13 protein-coding genes and 1 pseudogene are annotated in these 18,248 nt (G+C 58.5%); 11 read left to right on the forward strand and 3 right to left on the reverse strand.

Annotated elements, in window-relative coordinates; all coding sequences use genetic code 11:
- Positions 1–35: 35 nt before the first annotated feature.
- Both ACMWJS_RS17780 and ACMWJS_RS17785 read left to right on the forward strand, forming a co-directional pair.
- The gene (locus ACMWJS_RS17780) at positions 36–1,439 is read left to right on the forward strand and encodes a YfcC family protein (RefSeq protein WP_277718320.1); all 1,404 of its coding nucleotides are present in this window, start codon (positions 36–38) and stop codon (positions 1,437–1,439) included.
- Positions 1,440–1,519: 80 nt separating this feature from the next.
- Positions 1,520–1,999: an arginine repressor gene (locus tag ACMWJS_RS17785; RefSeq protein WP_039024059.1), complete on the forward strand. Its 480-nt coding sequence runs from the start codon at positions 1,520–1,522 to the stop codon at positions 1,997–1,999.
- Positions 2,000–2,002: 3 nt separating this feature from the next.
- Here ACMWJS_RS17785 and ACMWJS_RS17790 read toward each other — a convergent pair.
- Positions 2,003–2,120: pseudogene (locus ACMWJS_RS17790) on the reverse strand (hypothetical protein).
- On the opposite strand from ACMWJS_RS17790, the gene ACMWJS_RS17795 reads away from it, so the two are divergent.
- From ACMWJS_RS17795 to gbpA, 5 genes are all read left to right on the forward strand, one after another.
- A complete protein-coding gene (locus ACMWJS_RS17795; RefSeq protein WP_022646880.1) occupies positions 2,100–2,204 on the forward strand; it encodes a pyrBI operon leader peptide in 105 nt (34 codons plus the stop codon). The pseudogene ACMWJS_RS17790 and the gene ACMWJS_RS17795 sit on opposite strands and share 21 nt — an antisense overlap.
- A 34-nt stretch (positions 2,205–2,238) precedes the next feature.
- Positions 2,239–3,171, forward strand: a complete 933-nt coding sequence (gene pyrB / locus ACMWJS_RS17800) for an aspartate carbamoyltransferase (protein WP_032651472.1) — start codon at positions 2,239–2,241, stop codon at positions 3,169–3,171.
- 12 nt (positions 3,172–3,183) lie between these two features.
- Positions 3,184–3,645, forward strand: coding sequence for an aspartate carbamoyltransferase regulatory subunit (pyrI, locus tag ACMWJS_RS17805; RefSeq protein ID WP_045908062.1), 462 nt, complete (start codon positions 3,184–3,186; stop codon positions 3,643–3,645).
- Between the two features lie 73 nt (positions 3,646–3,718).
- On the forward strand, positions 3,719–4,105 hold the full coding sequence (gene ridA / locus ACMWJS_RS17810) for a 2-iminobutanoate/2-iminopropanoate deaminase (protein ID WP_008501391.1): 387 nt from the start codon (positions 3,719–3,721) through the stop codon (positions 4,103–4,105).
- A gap of 137 nt (positions 4,106–4,242) precedes the next feature.
- Positions 4,243–5,694, forward strand: coding sequence for an N-acetylglucosamine-binding protein GbpA (gene gbpA / locus ACMWJS_RS17815; protein ID WP_414747370.1), 1,452 nt, complete (start codon positions 4,243–4,245; stop codon positions 5,692–5,694).
- Positions 5,695–5,779: 85 nt separating this feature from the next.
- On the opposite strand, the gene ACMWJS_RS17820 is transcribed toward gbpA, so the two are convergent.
- Together ACMWJS_RS17820 and mgtA are read right to left on the reverse strand one after the other, a co-directional pair.
- Positions 5,780–8,164, reverse strand: a complete 2,385-nt coding sequence (locus ACMWJS_RS17820; RefSeq protein ID WP_414747371.1) for a beta-N-acetylhexosaminidase — start codon at positions 8,162–8,164, stop codon at positions 5,780–5,782.
- A 202-nt stretch (positions 8,165–8,366) separates the two neighbouring features.
- The gene (gene mgtA / locus ACMWJS_RS17825; RefSeq protein ID WP_045335516.1) at positions 8,367–11,075 is read right to left on the reverse strand and encodes a magnesium-translocating P-type ATPase; all 2,709 of its coding nucleotides are present in this window, start codon (positions 11,073–11,075) and stop codon (positions 8,367–8,369) included.
- A gap of 391 nt (positions 11,076–11,466) precedes the next feature.
- Here mgtA and treR point away from each other — a divergent pair, with 391 nt between their 5' ends.
- The 4 genes from treR (at position 11,467) to nrdD (ending at position 18,169) form a co-directional block, all read left to right on the forward strand.
- On the forward strand, positions 11,467–12,414 hold the full coding sequence (gene treR, locus ACMWJS_RS17830) for a trehalose operon repressor TreR (RefSeq protein ID WP_032651468.1): 948 nt from the start codon (positions 11,467–11,469) through the stop codon (positions 12,412–12,414).
- Between the two features lie 128 nt (positions 12,415–12,542).
- Entirely contained in the window at positions 12,543–13,961 is a 1,419-nt protein-coding gene (treB, locus tag ACMWJS_RS17835; RefSeq protein ID WP_023310193.1) for a PTS trehalose transporter subunit IIBC, read from the forward strand.
- 51 nt (positions 13,962–14,012) lie between these two features.
- Positions 14,013–15,656, forward strand: coding sequence for an alpha,alpha-phosphotrehalase (gene treC / locus ACMWJS_RS17840; RefSeq protein ID WP_262765628.1), 1,644 nt, complete (start codon positions 14,013–14,015; stop codon positions 15,654–15,656).
- Between the two features lie 374 nt (positions 15,657–16,030).
- Positions 16,031–18,169, forward strand: coding sequence for an anaerobic ribonucleoside-triphosphate reductase (gene nrdD / locus ACMWJS_RS17845; RefSeq protein ID WP_334755775.1), 2,139 nt, complete (start codon positions 16,031–16,033; stop codon positions 18,167–18,169).
- Positions 18,170–18,248: the final 79 nt, after the last annotated feature.

The following is an 18,248-nucleotide window of genomic DNA, read 5'->3' on the forward strand; positions in this document are numbered from 1 at the left end:
CGCGCCGCGGGTGCGCCGGGTTTAAGGAGAACATCATGGGCAAGTTTAAGTTTCCCTCCGCTTACACCATTCTCTTTTTTCTGATTGCCGTTGTGGCGGCGCTGAGCTGGGTCGTTCCCGCCGGTCAGTACCAGATGGCGATGAACGACACCCTCGGTAAAGAAGTCCCGATTGCCGGAACCTACGCGCACGTGGCGGCACATCCGCAGGGGCTGGTTTCCGTCCTGATGGCGCCCATCGCCGGGCTGTACGATCCGGTTTCCGGCCAGGCCGGGGCGATCGACGTGGCGCTGTTTATTCTGATCATCGGGGGATTTCTCGGGATCGTCACCAAAACAGGGGCGATTGACGCCGGGATCGAGCGCGTCACCACCCGGCTGCGCGGACGCGAGGAGTGGATGATCCCGATCCTGATGGCGCTGTTCGCCGCGGGCGGCACCATTTACGGCATGGCCGAAGAGTCGCTGCCGTTCTACACCCTGCTGGTGCCGGTGATGCTGGCCGCCCGGTTCGATCCGGTTGTCGCCGCCTCCACCGTGCTGCTCGGCGCGGGGATCGGCACGCTGGGTTCCACCATTAACCCGTTTGCCACGGTCATCGCCGCCAACGCCGCCGGGATCCCCTTTACCAACGGCATCGCCCTGCGCGTGGCGCTGCTGGTCATCGGCTGGATCATCTGCGTGGCGTGGGTCATGCGCTACGCCCGCAAGGTGCGCAAGGATCCCTCGCAGTCGATCGTTGCAGACAAGCAGGAAGAGAACCTCGCCCATTTCCTCGGCAACAAGGGCGAACAGTCGCTGGAATTCACCCCGGTGCGCAAAATCATCCTGGTGATTTTTGCCCTCGCCTTTGGGGTGATGATTTACGGCGTGGCGGTGCTGGGCTGGTGGATGGCGGAGATCTCCGCAGTATTTCTCGCCAGCGCGATTATTGTCGGCCTGATTGCCCGCATGAGCGAAGAGGAGCTGACGTCGACGTTTATCAACGGCGCGCGAGATTTGCTGGGCGTCGCGCTGATTATCGGCATCGCGCGCGGTATCGTAGTCATCATGGATAAGGGCATGATTACCCACACCATTTTGCACAGCGCGGAAGGGCTGGTCAGCGGGTTGTCCACGGTGGCGTTTATCAACGTGATGTACTGGCTGGAGGTCGTGCTGTCGTTTCTTGTGCCTTCTTCATCCGGCCTGGCCGTTCTGACGATGCCGATCATGGCACCGCTTGCCGATTTCGCTAACGTCAACCGCGACCTGGTGGTCACGGCTTACCAGTCGGCCTCCGGCATCGTAAACCTCGTCACGCCGACCTCAGCGGTGGTCATGGGCGGGCTGGCTATCGCCCGGGTGCCCTACGTGCGCTATCTGAAATGGGTGGCGCCGCTGCTGGCGATCCTGACGGTGGTGATTATGGTGGCGTTAAGTCTGGGGGCGTTGTTGTAATTTGCCGGATGGCGCTGCGCTTATCCGGCCTACGGATCGGTGCGGTGTCACCGGTTATTTCGGGAACTGATATGGGAAACATGATGGATTACGAAGAGTACTCTCCCAAAGAACAACTGCAGCTCACGGTGTGCCAGCGTTTGATCGCCGAAAAGAGTTATCTTTCGCAGGAAGAGATTCGCCGCGACCTGCAGGAGAGAGGGTTTGACAGCATCAGCCAGTCGACCGTTTCGCGATTGCTGAAGTTGCTCGGAGTCATAAAAATTCGAAATGCCAAAGGGCTAAAGATTTATTCGTTGAATCCTCAACTGCGCCCTGCCCCTGACGCCGCACGTACCGTTTCGGAAATGGTGGTGAGCGTCGAGCATAATAGCGAGTTTATCCTTGTCCATACCGTCGCCGGATATGGCCGCGCGGTGGCGCGTATTCTGGATTATCACCAGCTTCCGGAAATATTAGGCGTGGTGGCCGGCAGCAGTATTGTCTGGGTCGCCCCCCGGGTGGTGAAGCGCACCGCGCTGGTGCATAAGCAAATTAATTATTTACTCAGAACGAATTAATATTCATAAAGAACCGTTTGCATTGAGTAAAGCGTGCATTAAATCGCTTGATCCGAAAAGCGAGCTGCGTATAATGCCCGACAATTTGCCGGGAGGAAGCATGGTCAAGCGTGTACGACATAACGTCTTACCGCGTCTGAAATCAGACGCTGGCCTGCCGTTTTTCTTCCCGTTGCTAAACCTATTCCCAGAGCCCCTCATTTGAGGGGCTTTTTTTTGCCCGGCGTCAGGAGATAAACATGAATCCGCTTTATCAAAAACACATCATTTCCATAAACGACCTCAGCCGCGAAGAGCTGGAACTGGTTCTGGAAACCGCGGCAAAACTGAAGGCCAATCCGCAACCGGAGCTGCTGAAGCACAAGGTGATTGCGAGCTGCTTCTTTGAAGCCTCAACCCGCACCCGCCTCTCCTTTGAGACCTCCATGCACCGCCTGGGCGCGAGCGTGGTGGGCTTCTCGGACAGCAGCAACACGTCGCTGGGTAAAAAAGGCGAGACCCTGGCGGATACCATTTCAGTCATCAGCACCTACGTCGACGCGATTGTGATGCGGCACCCGCAGGAGGGCGCGGCGCGTCTAGCAACCGAGTTTTCCGGCGGCATTCCGGTACTGAACGCCGGTGACGGTGCCAACCAGCACCCGACGCAGACCCTGCTGGATCTGTTTACCATTCAGGAGACCCAGGGCAAGCTCGAGAACCTGAACATCGCCATGGTTGGCGACCTGAAATACGGCCGCACCGTACACTCCCTGACCCAGGCGCTGGCGAAATTTAACGGCAACCGCTTCTACTTCATCGCCCCGGACGCGCTGGCAATGCCGCAGTACATCCTCGACATGCTGGATGAGAAAGGCATTGCGTGGAGCCTGCATGCCAGCATCGAAGAGGTGATGAGCCACGTGGATATTCTGTACATGACCCGCGTGCAGAAAGAGCGTCTGGACCCGTCCGAATACGCCAACGTGAAGGCGCAGTTCGTGCTGCGCGCCAGCGACCTGGAAGGCGCGCGCGACAACATGAAGGTCCTGCACCCGCTGCCACGCATCGATGAGATCACCACAGACGTCGATAAAACGCCGCACGCCTGGTACTTCCAGCAGGCCGGAAACGGCATTTTCGCCCGCCAGGCGTTACTGGCACTGGTTCTGAATCGCGAATTAGCTCTGTAAGGGGAGACGACCATGACACACGATAACAAACTCCAGGTTGAAGCCATCAAGCGTGGCACCGTGATTGACCACATCCCTGCGCAGGTGGGCTTTAAGCTGCTGACGCTGTTCAAACTGACCGAAACCGACCAGCGCATCACCATCGGCCTGAACCTGCCGTCGGGCGAGATGGGCCGCAAGGACCTGATTAAAATCGAGAACACCTTCCTGACCGACGAGCAGGTTAACCAGCTGTCGCTGTACGCGCCGGACGCTACCGTCAACCGCATCGACGAGTATGAAGTGGTCGGCAAATCCCGCCCGAGCCTGCCGGATCGCATCGAAAACGTGCTGGTCTGCCCGAACAGCAACTGCATCAGTCATGCTGAGCCGGTTTCCTCCAGCTTTGCAGTGAAAAAACGCGCCGATGACATCGCGCTCAAATGCAAATACTGCGAAAAAGAGTTTTCTCATTATGTGGTGCTGGCCAACTAATTGAGGTTGGTAATGAAATCCCGGCTGTTATAATGGCCGGGAACATTCTTAACGCTGTAATTCTGGAGAAAACATGAGCAAAGTACTCGCGACGGAAAATGCACCAGCCGCTATCGGCCCTTACGTTCAGGGCGTTGATCTGGGCAGCATGATCATCACTTCAGGTCAGATCCCCGTAAACCCAAAAACCGGCGCGGTGCCGGAAGATGTCGCGGCGCAGGCGCGCCAGTCGCTGGAAAACGTGCAGGCTATCGTTGAATCTGCCGGCCTGAAAGTGGGTGATATCGTGAAAACCACCGTGTTCGTGAAAGATCTGAACGATTTCGCGACCGTTAACGCCACTTACGAAGCGTTCTTCACCGAGCATAACGCCACCTTCCCGGCGCGCTCCTGTGTGGAAGTGGCGCGTCTGCCAAAAGACGTGAAAATTGAAATCGAAGCGATTGCCGTTCGTCGTTAATGCATTTCAATATTTAGAGGGCAGCTGAGGCTGCCTTTTTTATTTCGACCATTTTTACTCCCGGTACTGAATGACGTCCTGTGCTGTCCATTAATAGACTGACGCTGCTTTGTTATATTCTAATTAATGGACGAAAAATGAAACTCTCTAAAATTGCGCTGGCCGTTGCCACATTAACGGTTGCGTCTTCAGCACTTGCACATGGATATATAGAATCCCCTGCCAGTCGCGCTTATATGTGTAAGCTGGGTCAAAATATTGACTGCGGCTCCGTACAGTATGAGCCACAGAGCGTAGAAAAAACCTCCGGCTTCCCGACAGGGGCTGAGCCCGCGGACGGGCACCTCGCCAGCGCCGGTATCTCGCAATATTCTCAGCTGGATAAGCAGAGCCTGAACGCATGGACCAAAAATCCCATGACGGCAGGTCCACATGACTTCGTCTGGCACCATACCGCCCCGCATAAAACCACCAACTGGCGCTATTACATCACCAAACAAAACTGGGACCCAAATAAACCCCTGACCCGCGACCAGTTTGAATTAACGCCGTTCTGTACCATTAACGGAAATGGTCAGGCACCGGCCATGACAAAATCCATGACCTGTAATGTCCCCGAGCGTACGGGCTATCAGGTTATTTACGGCGTGTGGGAAATTGCGGATACCTCAAATAGCTTCTATCAGGCGATTGACGTTGATTTCGGAAATGGCGGCAACGTCACGCCAGACGAAACGCCTGCCGTCGTTTCTGAGTGGAGCAAAACCCTGAGCGGCCAGATAGCCGGTAACAATCTGAACGCGGGCGACAAGGTGATTGCTCGCTTCTTCGACGCCCACGGTGAAGTGACTTCCATGCGTACCGAGATGACCATCGGCTCTGCTGAACAAGGCGATGCTAACCAGTGGTCTTACGATCTGGCGCAGAAGATCAACACCGCGCAGCACGACGTGCGCGTCGGCGTGAAGGATGAGGCCGGTGAAATCAGTCCGGTTCACGGCGCGAACAGCGTCTTCGTGAAAGACGGCAGCACGCTGCAGTCCGTTGCCATCTCTTATGAAGAGCAGAAGGCGCAGGCGAGCGAGACCATCGCCGTTTCCGGTCTGCAATACAGCAAAATTGAACATGGCAATGCGACCGTGACCTTCCACGTGAATACCCACGGTAACGTGAATTTTGAAGCGCACGTGATGAACCACAGCGGCGCAGAAAAAGGGTATCTGAAGCAGGACATGAATAACGCCAGCCAGGACGTGACCATGACGCTGAATGACGTGACCGCGGGCCACCATATGCTGAAATACTACGCGACCAATAAAGACGGCACGCTGTTCGCTCAGGACGTCCTGAACCTGATGCTGGAGAGCGATACCGCTGCGGATAGCACCGGGCATCACGACTTTATCTTCCCGGACAATATCGCCTCTTACCAGGCCGGTACCGTGGTGCTGCAGCCTAAAGACGGTAAGACCTACGAATGTAAGCCATTCCCGTACAGCGGCTACTGCGTGCAGTACAGCCCGTATGCCAACCAGTATGAGCCGGGCGTCGGCACACACTGGAAAGAGGCGTGGGTGTTGAAGAACTGAGTTGCCTTTACGCCCGGCGGCACTGCGTTTGCCGGGCCTACACGTCACGTAGGCCCGGTAAGCGTAGCGCCACCGGGCGTTTTTACTACTGATTCCGCGTGGCGCGCAGCAGCGTCTCCAGCGGATAGACCGCCGCAATCACCACTTCGTCCTGCACCTTCGCCGCGTTATCCAGCTCGCTCTGAATTGAGGCGATCTCCTTGTCATCCAGCGTGCCCTGACGCGCCACCAGATCCGTCAGGCGCAGGCCAATGGAGGCCAGCTTATCCACCTCCTGGATCACCGGCTTCATTGCCTTCAGCTGATAGCTGTTTTCGCTTAAGGCCAGCGCGTCGCTGGTGTTGCTCTGCCAGCGGTTAAAGACGTGGCGCAGGGCGTCAGCGCTTTCCGTGTCTTCCGCATCGCTCACCAGACGGTCCGCCCATTTGTGCATCTGGCGCACGGATGCGCTTTCAGCGTTCAGCGCATCCGCAAAGCGGTTGAGGGGCTCGAACTGATGATAGTTTCCGGCCTGGAACTTCAGGTGCTGACGGGTGTAATACTGCGCCGGTTCAATGGCCTGAGCGAGGATCTGCAGCGGCAGGGTGTCGGCATTACCGGCGAGGCGCGTGAACTGCACCTGCTGCTGGGTGTGCTGCTGCAGCCCGACCGACACCGTCGACCAGCTGTCCATCGCCTGCAGGCGGGTGTACATGTTGTCGACATCGTTGACGTCCTGCGCGGACCACAGCCGCTCCGCCACCGCAAACGTACGCGGCCACAGGCGGATATCCAGCACCGGCGCCACCACGTTTTCCGCCCACAGCGCCGCTTCGCCGCCGAGCAGGTTGGCCTGGTTCGCCACGTCCGGCACGACGGGCGGAACGCCTTTCGGCACGTCGTCCAGACGCGTGCCGCTAATCGGGTAGCGCGTATTCCCGACAAGGAAATAACCGGAGAGTTTGTCGTTATCGACGGTGACGACCGGGCGCGTTTCGCCCATCCACGTATCGACGGTAAACGTGACCTGGCTGTCATCGCGCCACTCGATGTTCTGCACCGCACGGCGCGATTTCCCGGCAAAATCAATAAACCCGCGCCAGCCGCCATCCCCTTTCACCAGCGTGAAGCTCCCCTCCACCGGCTTGCCCTTCAGGCGCGGCATGGAGAAGGCCCAGCTCTGGGCGCTGTCGGTATCCGCTATCACATCCACGCCGTTTAACCCCTGCGGGACGATCTCGTTGCGGTAGTGATAGGCGGTGGACTGGGGCTGGTCGAGATAAAAGCCGGTCGACAGAATGCCCTTGTAGCCGTTCTGCGCCACCTGCCCCAGCGCGTCCTGCCCCTGCCAGGACTGGATCAGAATGCTTTTCGGCAGGTCAGGATGGTAGATCTCGTCCCAGCCGACCATCTGGCGGTGATGCTTCTCAAGGATCGTTTCCAGCTTGCGGTTGAAGTAAGCCTGCAGCGCGTGACTGTCCGCCAGCCTGTTGTCGCGCATAAACTGCTGGATAGCCGGGTTCGCTTTCCACTGGCTATCGTCCACTTCGTCGCCGCCGATGTGCAGATACGGATCGGGGAAGATCGCCGCCAGTTCGCTGACCATCGCGTCAGCAAAGGCGTAAGTCGCCTCTTTGGTGGGATCGAGAACCGGCTTCAGCACGCCCCAGTGGCGTTCCATGGCGTACGGCCCCGGCGCGCTCATCAGCTCCGGGTAGGCCACGGCAATCGCCGAGGCGTGGCCCGGCATGTCGATCTCCGGCACCACGCGAATGCCGCGCTCGGCGGCGTAACGCACCACCTCACGCATCTGTTCAGGCGTGTAGAACAGCCCGTCGCTGGCAAGCTGCGTCAGCTTAGGGTAGCGCTTCGAGCTGAAGCGCCAGCCCTGGTCGTCGGTCAAATGCCAGTGCAGCACGTTGAGCTTCGCCGCAGCCATGCCGTCGATCTGGCGTTTGATATCCGGCAGCGGGATAAAGTGACGTGCCGAATCGAGCAGCAGCCCGCGCCAGGGGAAGCGCGGCGAATCTTCAATGGTAACCCACGGCAGAGAGGTATTTTCCGCCCCGTTCTGCATCAGCTGGAGCAGGGTTTCCATGGCGCGCAAGGCACCGAAACGGGTGTTGGCAGAGATGTTCACGCCGTTGGCGTCCACCGTGAGCTTATAGCTTTCGTCGCTGTCCGGCAGCGGCTGCGGCTTTACCTTTTTGGCAATCGCGATACGGATGGTCGGTTTGTCTGGCTTTTCAGCCTGCGGCTGCAGCGTCCAGCCGGTTTGCAGGGCGATGCGCTGGCGCAGGCGGTTGACGGCGTCACCGAGATCGTCCCCGCTGACGCTAATGGATACGTTGTTGCTGAGCACCAGTGCGCCCTGGGTCGTCGGGCGTTCGACCTTCGCAGGCCAGGGCATTAAAGGGAGATCCCCTGCCGGGGCGGCAAAGGCAGAGGCGCCGAGCATCAGCCCGGCGGTTAAAAGACTGTACCGTAACATGAATGTTCCTTATCTGACGGGCCAAATAAAGGCAAAACATTCTGTTAACATGAGCTCAATTTGTCGTCAAGCGAATGCGCCGACGGAGATCACAGGTTGTTGAATTTGGGAGGAAAGCTATTGCCCGGTGGCGCTGCGCTTACCGGGCCTACGTTTCGGGAGTAGGCCGGGTAAGGCGAAGCCGCCACCCGGCAAACATAACTTACTGCCACCCATACCGACGCGCATAGAACCCTTTCACCATCTGCGTCAGCACCATGTAACCCGCGAGGATCGCCACCAGCCACGGGAAGTAGCTCAGCGGCAGCGCCTGCAGCTGCAGGTAGCTCGCCAGCGGTGAGAACGGCAGCGCGATGCCGAGCGCCATCACAATCCCCGTCATCACAATCAGCGGCCATGCGGCACGGCTCTGGATGAACGGAATACGGCGCGTGCGGATCATATGCACAATCAGCGTCTGCGACAGCAGACCGACCACGAACCAGCCGGACTGGAACAGCGTCTGGTGTTCCGGGGTGTTGGCGTGGAACACAAACCACATCAGGCAGAAGGTCAGAATGTCGAAGATAGAGCTGATCGGGCCAAAGAACAGCATAAAGCGCCCGAGATCTGCCGGGTTCCAGTGCTGCGGCTTCTGGATCTGCTCGTCGTCCACATTATCAAACGGGATAGCCACCTGAGACACGTCGTACATCAGGTTCTGGATCAGCAGGTGCAGCGGCAGCATCGGCAGGAACGGCAGAAACGCGCTCGCCACCAGCACGCTGAAGACGTTACCGAAGTTGGAGCTGGCGGTCATCTTGATGTACTTGAGCATATTGGCAAAGGTACGGCGCCCTTCGATGACGCCCTCCTCCAGCACCATCAGGCTTTTTTCCAGCAGAATGATATCCGCCGCTTCACGGGCAATATCCACCGCTCCGTCTACGGAGATACCGATATCCGCCGCACGCAGAGCGGGCGCATCGTTGATGCCGTCGCCCATAAAGCCCACCACGTGCCCTTCGCGCTTAAGCAGGGTGACGATGCGCTCTTTGTGCATCGGCGTCAGGCGGGCAAACAGCGTGGTGCGCTGGGCAAGCTTTGCCAGCTCGTCATCAGAGAGATGCTCAATATCGCTCCCGACCACCACATCACCCGCGTCCAGCCCCACCTCGTGGCACACTTTCGCCGCCACCAGCTCGCTGTCGCCGGTGAGGATTTTCACGGTAATACCGCTCGCCTTCAGCGCTTTGAGCGCCGGTGCGGTGGTCTCTTTCGGCGGATCGAGGAAGGCGATGTAACCCTCGAGGATCAGATCGGATTCGTCGATACGCTGATAGTCCCCCTCGCGCGCCGGCAGGAACTTGCTCGCCACCGCCACTACGCGCAGCCCCTGACGGTTCAGGTTGTCGGTGACGCGCTTGATGCGGCGCAGCATGGTGTCGTCCAGCGGCACGATGTCGCCGTTATAGCGAACCTGCGTCGACACGTTGAGGATCTCCTGCAGCGCCCCTTTGCAGATCAGCTGATGCACATCCGTCTGCTCGCTCACCACCACCGACATGCGGCGGCGCTCGAAGTCGAACGGGATCTCATCCACCTTCTGCCAGCGGCCGGAGAGCGTGCGGGCGGACTCTTCATCCACCCCTTCCAGCACCGCGACGTCGAGCAGGTTTTTCAGCCCGGTCTGGTAATGGCTGTTCAGCCACGCGCTGTGCAGCACGCGCTCGCTGGTTTTGCCGGAGATATCGGTGTGGTTCTCCAGCACGATTTTGTCCTGCGTCAGGGTGCCGGTTTTATCGGTGCAGAGAATGTCCATCGCGCCAAAGTTTTGAATGGCGTCGAGGTGTTTGACGATCACCTTCTGTTTAGAGAGCTTCACCGCCCCGCGCGCCAGCGTAGAGGTGACAATCATCGGCAGCATTTCCGGCGTTAAGCCGACGGCCACGGAGAGCGCAAACAGCGCCGCTTCCCACCAGTCGCCTTTGGTGTAGCCGTTGATCAGCAGCACGATCGGCGTCATCACCATCATAAAGCGGATCAGCAGCATGCTGACGCGGCCAATTCCCTTCTGGAAGGCATTCGGCTCGCTCTCCTGCTCGCTGACGCGCCCGGCAAGCTGACCAAACCAGGTGTTGCCCCCGGTGGCGGTGACTATCGCCTGCGCGGTGCCGCTGACGACCGTGGTGCCCATAAAGCACAGGGTGTCGCACTCGAGCGGGTTCATCTGCTGCGGGTCGCGGCTACGCGCCACCTTTTCCACGGGCAGGGATTCGCCGGTCAGGGAAGCCTGCGCCACAAACAGATCGCGCGCCTGGATGATGCGTAAATCTGCCGGGATCATGTCCCCCGCGGCCAGCTTAACCAGATCCCCCGGCACCAGCTGGTCGATAGGCAATTCCACCCAGGCGTTTTCGCCGAGATCGTTGATCACGCGCGAGACGGTCGCGGTGTTGCTGACCATCGCCTTCAGGGCGTCCGCCGCTTTGGTGGAGCGGGCCTCCTGAATAAAGTTCAGCAGCGTGGAGATGCCCACCATCAGGGCAATCACCCCTGCGGCAAACAGATCCTCCGTCGCATAGGAGATGAGGCCGAGCACGGTCAGCAGCAGGTTGAACGGGTTGCGGTAGCAGAGCCACAGATGCACCCACCACGGAGACGGCTTTTGCGCCGGAATGAGGTTATCGCCATGCACGGCGCGGATTTTTTCCACTTCTGCCGCGTTCAGCCCTTCCGGATGTCCGCCAAAGGCGCGCCAGACTTCATTTTCATCCATCGCCGCCACGTTCAGGCAGCGTTCTGTCAGGGACGCGGGGATCGCCGCCCCCGCCATATTTTTGGCATTGGGCAGCGGGTCGCGCTGAACAAGACGGTGTGGCAGGTGGCGGCTCAGCAGGGCCTGCAGCTGCCGGGTGATATTTTTAAACATAGTCATTCCTCCGCATCCGCAAACGCGGACGCAGCATTTCCTTCAGGCGTGGCAAAGCCGTACCTGAGAGGCACTCAATTTTTCAAGCAGGAACGTTTGGGACGTTGCTGCCTCACATCACCGGTGAGTCAGCAACAGGCTGGCTTACCGGAAAGAACGCATTCTCCCGTTCAGGAGAGGTGTGGGATCGGGATCCATGAAGCCTCCGGTAAGTAAAAAGTAGGGTGTCGCCGCGCAGTATAAGGATTTAAGCGTACCCTTTGTGACGATTCGGGCGGTATTATACCCCCCTGCAAATAAACCGAACGTAAACCAGACTTTGCCCATAGCGAAATCGCGCTATAGCATTAGGCTCAATTGACCATTTTGTCGTTGTTACAGGGAATACAGCATGCAGAACCGCCTTACGATTAAAGACATCGCGCGTTTAAGCGGCGTGGGGAAATCAACCGTCTCACGCGTGCTGAACAACGAAAGCGGCGTCAGCGAACGCACCCGCGAGCGCGTTGAGGCGGTCATGAATCAGCACGGTTTTTCCCCTTCCCGCTCCGCGCGCGCCATGCGCGGGCAGAGTGACAAAGTGGTCGCCATCATTGTCTCGCGTCTGGATTCTCTGTCTGAAAACCTTGCCGTGCAGACCATGCTGCCCGCCTTCTATGAGCAGGGATATGACCCGATCATGATGGAGAGCCAGTTCTCGCCACAGCTGGTGGAAGAACATCTGGGTATGCTCCAGCGACGCAACATTGACGGCGTGGTGCTGTTCGGCTTTACCGGCATCAAAGATGAGATGCTAAAACCCTGGCAGCCGTCGCTGGTGCTGCTGGCGCGCGATGCCCACGGTTTTGCCTCCGTCTGCTATGACGACGAGGGCGCGATTATCACCCTGATGCAGCGCCTGTTTGACGAAGGCCATCGCCATATCAGCTTCCTCGGCGTACCGCACGCGGACGTCACCACCGGCAAGCGCCGCCATGAGGCCTATCTGGCCTTTTGCAAAAAGCACAACCTCTCCGCCGTGGCCTCCCTGCCGGGGCTGGGCATGAAGCAGGGCTACGAGCAGGTCGCCAGCGTCCTGACGCCGCAAACCACCGCGCTGGTGTGCGCCACGGATACGCTGGCGCTGGGCGCGAGTAAATATCTTCAGGAGCAGCGTATCGATAACCTGCAGGTGGCGAGCGTCGGCAGCACGCCGCTGATGAAGTTTTTGCATCCGGAAATTATTACCGTCGACCCGGGTTATGCCGAGTCCGGCAGACAGGCCGCCGCGCAGCTGATCGAGCAGATCAACGGGCGCGCTGAGCCGCGTCAGATCGTTATTCCTGCCCACCTTTCTTAACCCCCGCTCAACGGTTTATTGTGATCTTCGCCCGATTTCGGGAACGTTCCCATTTTCGCCGTCACGCTGAAGGAGTAGGCTTGCGCTCAGGTCATTACCCCCCTCACCATCTGTCATGAGGTTTCATGATGAGTAAAGTCAAACAAGCAGATATCGATCAGTTGATCGTCCTGGTCGGCGGCCGCGAAAACATCGCTACCGTCAGCCATTGCATTACCCGCCTGCGCTTCGTGTTGAACGATCCGGCCAAAGCCAATCCGAAGGCCATTGAAGAACTCTCCATGGTTAAAGGCTGCTTCACCAACGCCGGTCAGTTCCAGGTCGTGATTGGTACCGAAGTGGGCGATTACTATCAGGCTCTGCTGGCAACGACCGGGCACTCCTCCGCCGATAAAGAGCAGGCGAAGAAGGCCGCGCGCCAGAACATGAAGTGGCACGAGCAGCTGATTTCCCACTTTGCGGAGATCTTCTTCCCGCTGCTGCCAGCGCTGATCAGCGGAGGCTTGATTTTAGGCTTCCGTAACGTCATCGGTGACGTGCCGATGAGTGACGGCAAAACCCTGGCGCAGATGTACCCGGCGCTGAAAACCGTGTACGACTTCCTGTGGCTGATTGGCGAGGCGATCTTCTTCTATCTGCCGGTGGGGATCTGCTGGTCCGCGGTGCGCAAGATGGGCGGTACGCCGATCCTCGGTATCGTACTCGGCGTCACGCTGGTCTCTCCGCAGTTAATGAACGCTTACTTACTTGGTCAGCAGGTGCCTGAGGTGTGGAACTTCGGCCTGTTTACCATCGCCAAAGTGGGCTATCAGGCGCAGGTCATTCCGGCCCTGCTGGCGGGGCTGGCGCTGGGCTTTATTGAAACCCGCCTGAAGCGCATCGTGCCGGATTACCTCTATCTGGTGGTGGTGCCGGTGTGCTCGCTGATTCTGGCGGTCTTCCTGGCGCATGCCTTTATCGGTCCGTTTGGCCGCATGATTGGCGACGGCGTGGCCTTCGCGGTGCGTCACCTGATGACCGGCAGCTTCGCCCCGATTGGCGCCGCGCTGTTTGGCTTCCTGTACGCCCCGCTGGTGATCACCGGCGTGCACCAGACCACGCTGGCCATTGATATGCAGATGATCCAGAGCCTCGGCGGCACGCCGGTCTGGCCGATTATCGCCCTGTCTAACATTGCTCAGGCGTCCGCGGTGACCGGCATCATCATCGTCAGCCGCAAGCACAACGAACGCGAGATCTCCGTTCCGGCGGCCATCTCCGCCTACCTCGGCGTCACCGAACCGGCGATGTACGGTATCAACCTGAAATACCGCTTCCCGATGCTCTGCGCGATGATCGGTTCCGGTCTGGCGGGCCTGGTGTGCGGACTGAACGGCGTAATGGCAAACGGGATTGGCGTCGGCGGCCTGCCGGGCATCCTCTCCATCCAGCCCGCTTACTGGCAGGTGTTCGCCCTGGCAATGGCCATCGCGATTATCGTCCCAATGGCGCTGACTACCGTGGTTTATCAGCGTAAGTTCCGTCAGGGCTCGCTGCAGATTGTTTAACTTTCTCTTTCGGGGCGCAGTTGCGCCCCTTCGCATTTGCAGGAACACACTATGAATACCCTTCCTCACTGGTGGCAAAACGGCGTTATCTACCAGATTTACCCCAAGAGTTTCCAGGACACCACCGGCAGCGGCACCGGCGATTTACGCGGCGTGACGCAGCGTCTGGACTACCTGAAAACCCTCGGCATCGACGCCATCTGGCTGACGCCGTTTTATATCTCCCCACAGGTGGATAATGGCTACGACGTGGCGAACTACACCGCCATCGACCCGGCGTACGGCACGCTGGATGATTTCGACGAACTGGTCGCCGAGGCGCACCAGCGCGGTATTCGCATCGTGCTGGATATGGTGTTCAACCACACCTCAACCCAGCACCCCTGGTTCCGGGAATCGCTGAACAAAGCGAGCCCGTACCGCCAGTTCTACATCTGGCGCGACGGCACGCCTGAGCAGTTGCCCAACAACTGGCGCTCCAAGTTTGGCGGCAACGCCTGGCGCTGGCACGCGGAGAGCGAGCAGTATTACCTGCACCTGTTCGCGCCGGAGCAGGCGGACCTCAACTGGGAAAATCCGGCGGTGCGCGCCGAGCTGAAAAAGGTGTGCGAGTTCTGGGCCGACCGCGGCGTCGACGGCTTGCGCCTCGATGTCATTAACCTGATTTCGAAAGATCAGGATTTCCCGAATGACGAGACGGGTGACGGTCGCCGCTTCTACACTGACGGGCCGCGCATACATGAATATCTGCAGGAGATGAGCCGCGACGTCTTCACCCCGCGCAACCTGATGACGGTAGGCGAGATGTCCTCGACTTCGCTGGAGAACTGCCAGCAGTATGCTTCTCTCGATGGCCGCGAGCTGTCGATGACCTTTAACTTCCACCACCTGAAGGTGGACTATCCCGGCGGCGAAAAGTGGACGAAGGCGAAGCCGGACTTCGTGGCGCTGAAAACCCTCTTCCGCCACTGGCAGCAGGGGATGCATAACAAAGCCTGGAACGCGCTGTTCTGGTGTAACCACGACCAGCCGCGCATCGTGTCGCGCTTCGGTGACGAAGGAGAATACCGGGTTCACGCCGCGAAAATGCTCGGCATGGTGCTGCACGGTATGCAGGGGACGCCGTATATCTATCAGGGCGAAGAGCTGGGGATGACGAACCCGCACTTCAGCCGCATCACCGATTACCGCGATGTGGAAAGCCTGAACATGTTCGCCGAACTGCGCGCCTGTGGTCGCGATCCGGATGAATTACTGGCCATTCTGGCGAGTAAGTCCCGGGATAATGGCCGCACGCCAATGCAGTGGGACGCGTCGCACAATGCGGGCTTTAGCGAGGGTGAACCGTGGATTGGCGTCTGCGATAACTACGAAACCGTGAACGCCCGCGCGGCGCTCGACGATGCGGATTCCGTCTTCTATACCTATCAGTCGCTGATTAGCCTGCGCAAAACCCTGCCAGTGCTGACGTGGGGGGATTATGAGGATCTCCTGCCGGAACACCCTTCTTTGTGGTGCTACCGTCGCCAGTGGCAGGGACAGACCCTGATCGTTGCAGCAAACCTGAGTAATACGCCTCAGGAATGGCAGACAGACCTTCTCAGCGGTAAGTTGCAGGTGTTGATGAGTAACTACCCGACACCGCAAACGACGTCGCTGCGTCCGTTTGAAGCCGTTTGGTGGTTGCAACAGTAACCGTCCTGCCGGGTGCAGCCCTGCACCCGGCTTACTTTACTGTTTTTGTTGAATAATTAATCAGATTTTTCTCTTCCACCTTTACAATCTCTGAAGCGCCCGTCGTTTGTACTCTCGTCTTTTTACTTTGTTCTGAATCAAATAAATCGCAAACATGTTTGATGCAAATCACTATATGTAGCACTTAAAATGCACGCCGACCCAACATCTTGTATTTATCGTCTACTATTCCAACAACAAGACGGCGCTTACGCTGGCCGGAATTGTGGATAACACGAGCTGGGAACGCGGGAAGTCTTTGGCCTGGCGGGAAATGCGTCCGGTGAATACTTCTCCACCTCTGTGGATAACCTGTTTTCAAAAATGGAGTGATCATGACACCGCATGTGATGAAACGTGATGGCTGTAAAGTGCCGTTTAAATCAGAGCGCATCCAGGAAGCCATTCTGCGTGCAGCTAAAGCAGCGGGAGTCGATGACGCAGATTACTGCGCCACCGTCGCAGAAGTCGTCAGCAGCCAGATGAATGAACGCAGCCAGGTCGATATTAACGAAATCCAGACCGCGGTTGAGAACCAGCTGATGGCAGGACCTTACAAGCAGCTGGCGCGCGCCTACATTGAGTACCGCCACGATCGCGACGTGCAGCGCGAGAAGCGCGGTCGTCTGAACCAGGAGATCCGTGGCCTGGTAGAGCAGACCAACTCCGCCCTGCTCAATGAAAACGCCAACAAAGACAGTAAAGTGATCCCCACCCAGCGCGATCTGCTGGCCGGTATCGTCGCCAAACACTATGCCCGCCAGCATCTGCTGCCGCGCGACGTGGTTTCGGCGCACGAGCGCGGCGAAATTCACTACCACGATCTCGACTATTCGCCGTTCTTCCCGATGTTCAACTGCATGCTGATCGACCTGAAAGGCATGCTGACCCACGGTTTTAAAATGGGCAACGCCGAGATTGAACCGCCTAAGTCAATCTCCACGGCCACCGCGGTCACGGCGCAGATTATCGCCCAGGTCGCCAGCCATATTTATGGCGGCACCACCATTAACCGTATTGATGAAGTGCTGGCTCCGTTCGTCACGGCAAGCTTCAATAAGCACCGTAAAACGGCTGACGAGTGGCACATTCCGGACGCTGACGGCTACGCGCACTCCCGCACCGAAAAAGAGTGCTACGACGCGTTCCAGTCGCTGGAATATGAGGTAAACACGCTACACACCGCCAACGGCCAGACGCCGTTTGTGACCTTCGGCTTTGGCCTGGGCACCAGCTGGGAATCGCGTCTGATCCAGCAGTCCATTCTTCGCAACCGTATTTCCGGCCTTGGCAAAAACCGCAAAACCGCGGTGTTCCCGAAACTGGTGTTTGCGATTCGCGACGGCCTGAACCACAAGTTTGGCGATCCAAACTACGACATCAAACAGCTGGCGCTGGAGTGCGCGAGCAAGCGCATGTATCCGGACATCCTGAACTACGATCAGGTGGTGAAGGTCACCGGTTCGTTTAAAACGCCAATGGGCTGCCGCAGCTTCCTCGGCGTGTACGAGGATGAAAACGGCGAGCTGATCCACGACGGGCGCAACAACCTCGGCGTGATCAGCCTCAACCTGCCGCGCATCGCACTGGAAGCGAAAGGCAATGAAGACGCCTTCTGGGCGCTGCTGGACGAGCGCCTGCAGCTGGCGCGTAAGGCGCTGATGACCCGTATTGCCCGTCTGGAAGGGGTCAAAGCCCGCGTCGCGCCGATCCTCTATATGGAAGGGGCCTGTGGCGTGCGCCTGAAGGCGGACGATGACGTGTCTGAGATCTTCAAAAACGGTCGCGCGTCGATTTCGCTGGGCTATATCGGCATTCACGAAACCATCAACGCGCTGTTTGGCGATACGCACATGTACGACAGCGAAGCCCTGCGTGAGAAAGGCATCGCCATCGTTCAGCGCCTGCGCGACGCGGTAGACCAGTGGAAAGAGGAAACCGGCTACGGGTTCAGCCTGTACAGCACCCCAAGCGAGAACCTGTGCGACCGCTTCTGCCGTCTGGACACCGCCGAGTTCGGGATTGTGGAAGGCGTGACCGACAAAGGGTACTACACCAACAGCTTCCACCTCGACGTGGAGAAGAAGGTGAACCCGTACGACAAGATCGACTTCGAAGCGGCGTATCCGCCGATCGCCAGCGGCGGCTTCATCTGCTACGGCGAGTACCCGAACATTCAGCACAACCTGAAGGCGCTGGAGGACGTATGGGATTACAGCTACCAGCATGTGCCGTATTACGGGACCAACACGCCTATCGACGAGTGCTACGAATGCGGCTTTACCGGCGAGTTTGAATGTACGAGTAAAGGCTTTACCTGCCCGAAATGCGGCAACCACGATGCGGCCCGCGTCTCCGTGACTCGTCGCGTGTGCGGCTACCTCGGTAGCCCGGACGCCCGTCCGTTTAACGCCGGCAAGCAGGAAGAGGTGAAGCGCCGCGTGAAGCATCTGGGGAATGGGCAGATCGGTTAATCCGCTGCCACGTTAATGCCCGGTGGCGCTGCGCTTACCGGGCCTACGGACCGCTCTCTTTTGTAGGCCGGGTAAGCGC

It is taken from the genome of Enterobacter sp. HK-058-C-ECC, from assembly GCF_047531125.1.
GTDB classification, from domain to species: domain Bacteria; phylum Pseudomonadota; class Gammaproteobacteria; order Enterobacterales; family Enterobacteriaceae; genus Enterobacter; species Enterobacter quasiroggenkampii.

Coding starts and splice junctions, on each gene's coding strand:
- treC (WP_262765628.1), top strand. CDS start 14,013: ATGAATACCCTTCCTCACTGGTGGCAAAACGGCGTTATCTACCAGATT.
- nrdD (WP_334755775.1), top strand. CDS start 16,031: ATGACACCGCATGTGATGAAACGTGATGGCTGTAAAGTGCCGTTTAAA.
- ridA (WP_008501391.1), top strand. CDS start 3,719: ATGAGCAAAGTACTCGCGACGGAAAATGCACCAGCCGCTATCGGCCCT.
- pyrB (WP_032651472.1), top strand. CDS start 2,239: ATGAATCCGCTTTATCAAAAACACATCATTTCCATAAACGACCTCAGC.
- gbpA (WP_414747370.1), top strand. CDS start 4,243: ATGAAACTCTCTAAAATTGCGCTGGCCGTTGCCACATTAACGGTTGCG.
- treR (WP_032651468.1), top strand. CDS start 11,467: ATGCAGAACCGCCTTACGATTAAAGACATCGCGCGTTTAAGCGGCGTG.
- treB (WP_023310193.1), top strand. CDS start 12,543: ATGAGTAAAGTCAAACAAGCAGATATCGATCAGTTGATCGTCCTGGTC.
- pyrI (WP_045908062.1), top strand. CDS start 3,184: ATGACACACGATAACAAACTCCAGGTTGAAGCCATCAAGCGTGGCACC.
- mgtA (WP_045335516.1), bottom strand. CDS start 11,075: ATGTTTAAAAATATCACCCGGCAGCTGCAGGCCCTGCTGAGCCGCCAC.
- ACMWJS_RS17780 (WP_277718320.1), top strand. CDS start 36: ATGGGCAAGTTTAAGTTTCCCTCCGCTTACACCATTCTCTTTTTTCTG.
- ACMWJS_RS17785 (WP_039024059.1), top strand. CDS start 1,520: ATGATGGATTACGAAGAGTACTCTCCCAAAGAACAACTGCAGCTCACG.
- ACMWJS_RS17820 (WP_414747371.1), bottom strand. CDS start 8,164: ATGTTACGGTACAGTCTTTTAACCGCCGGGCTGATGCTCGGCGCCTCT.
- ACMWJS_RS17795 (WP_022646880.1), top strand. CDS start 2,100: ATGGTCAAGCGTGTACGACATAACGTCTTACCGCGTCTGAAATCAGAC.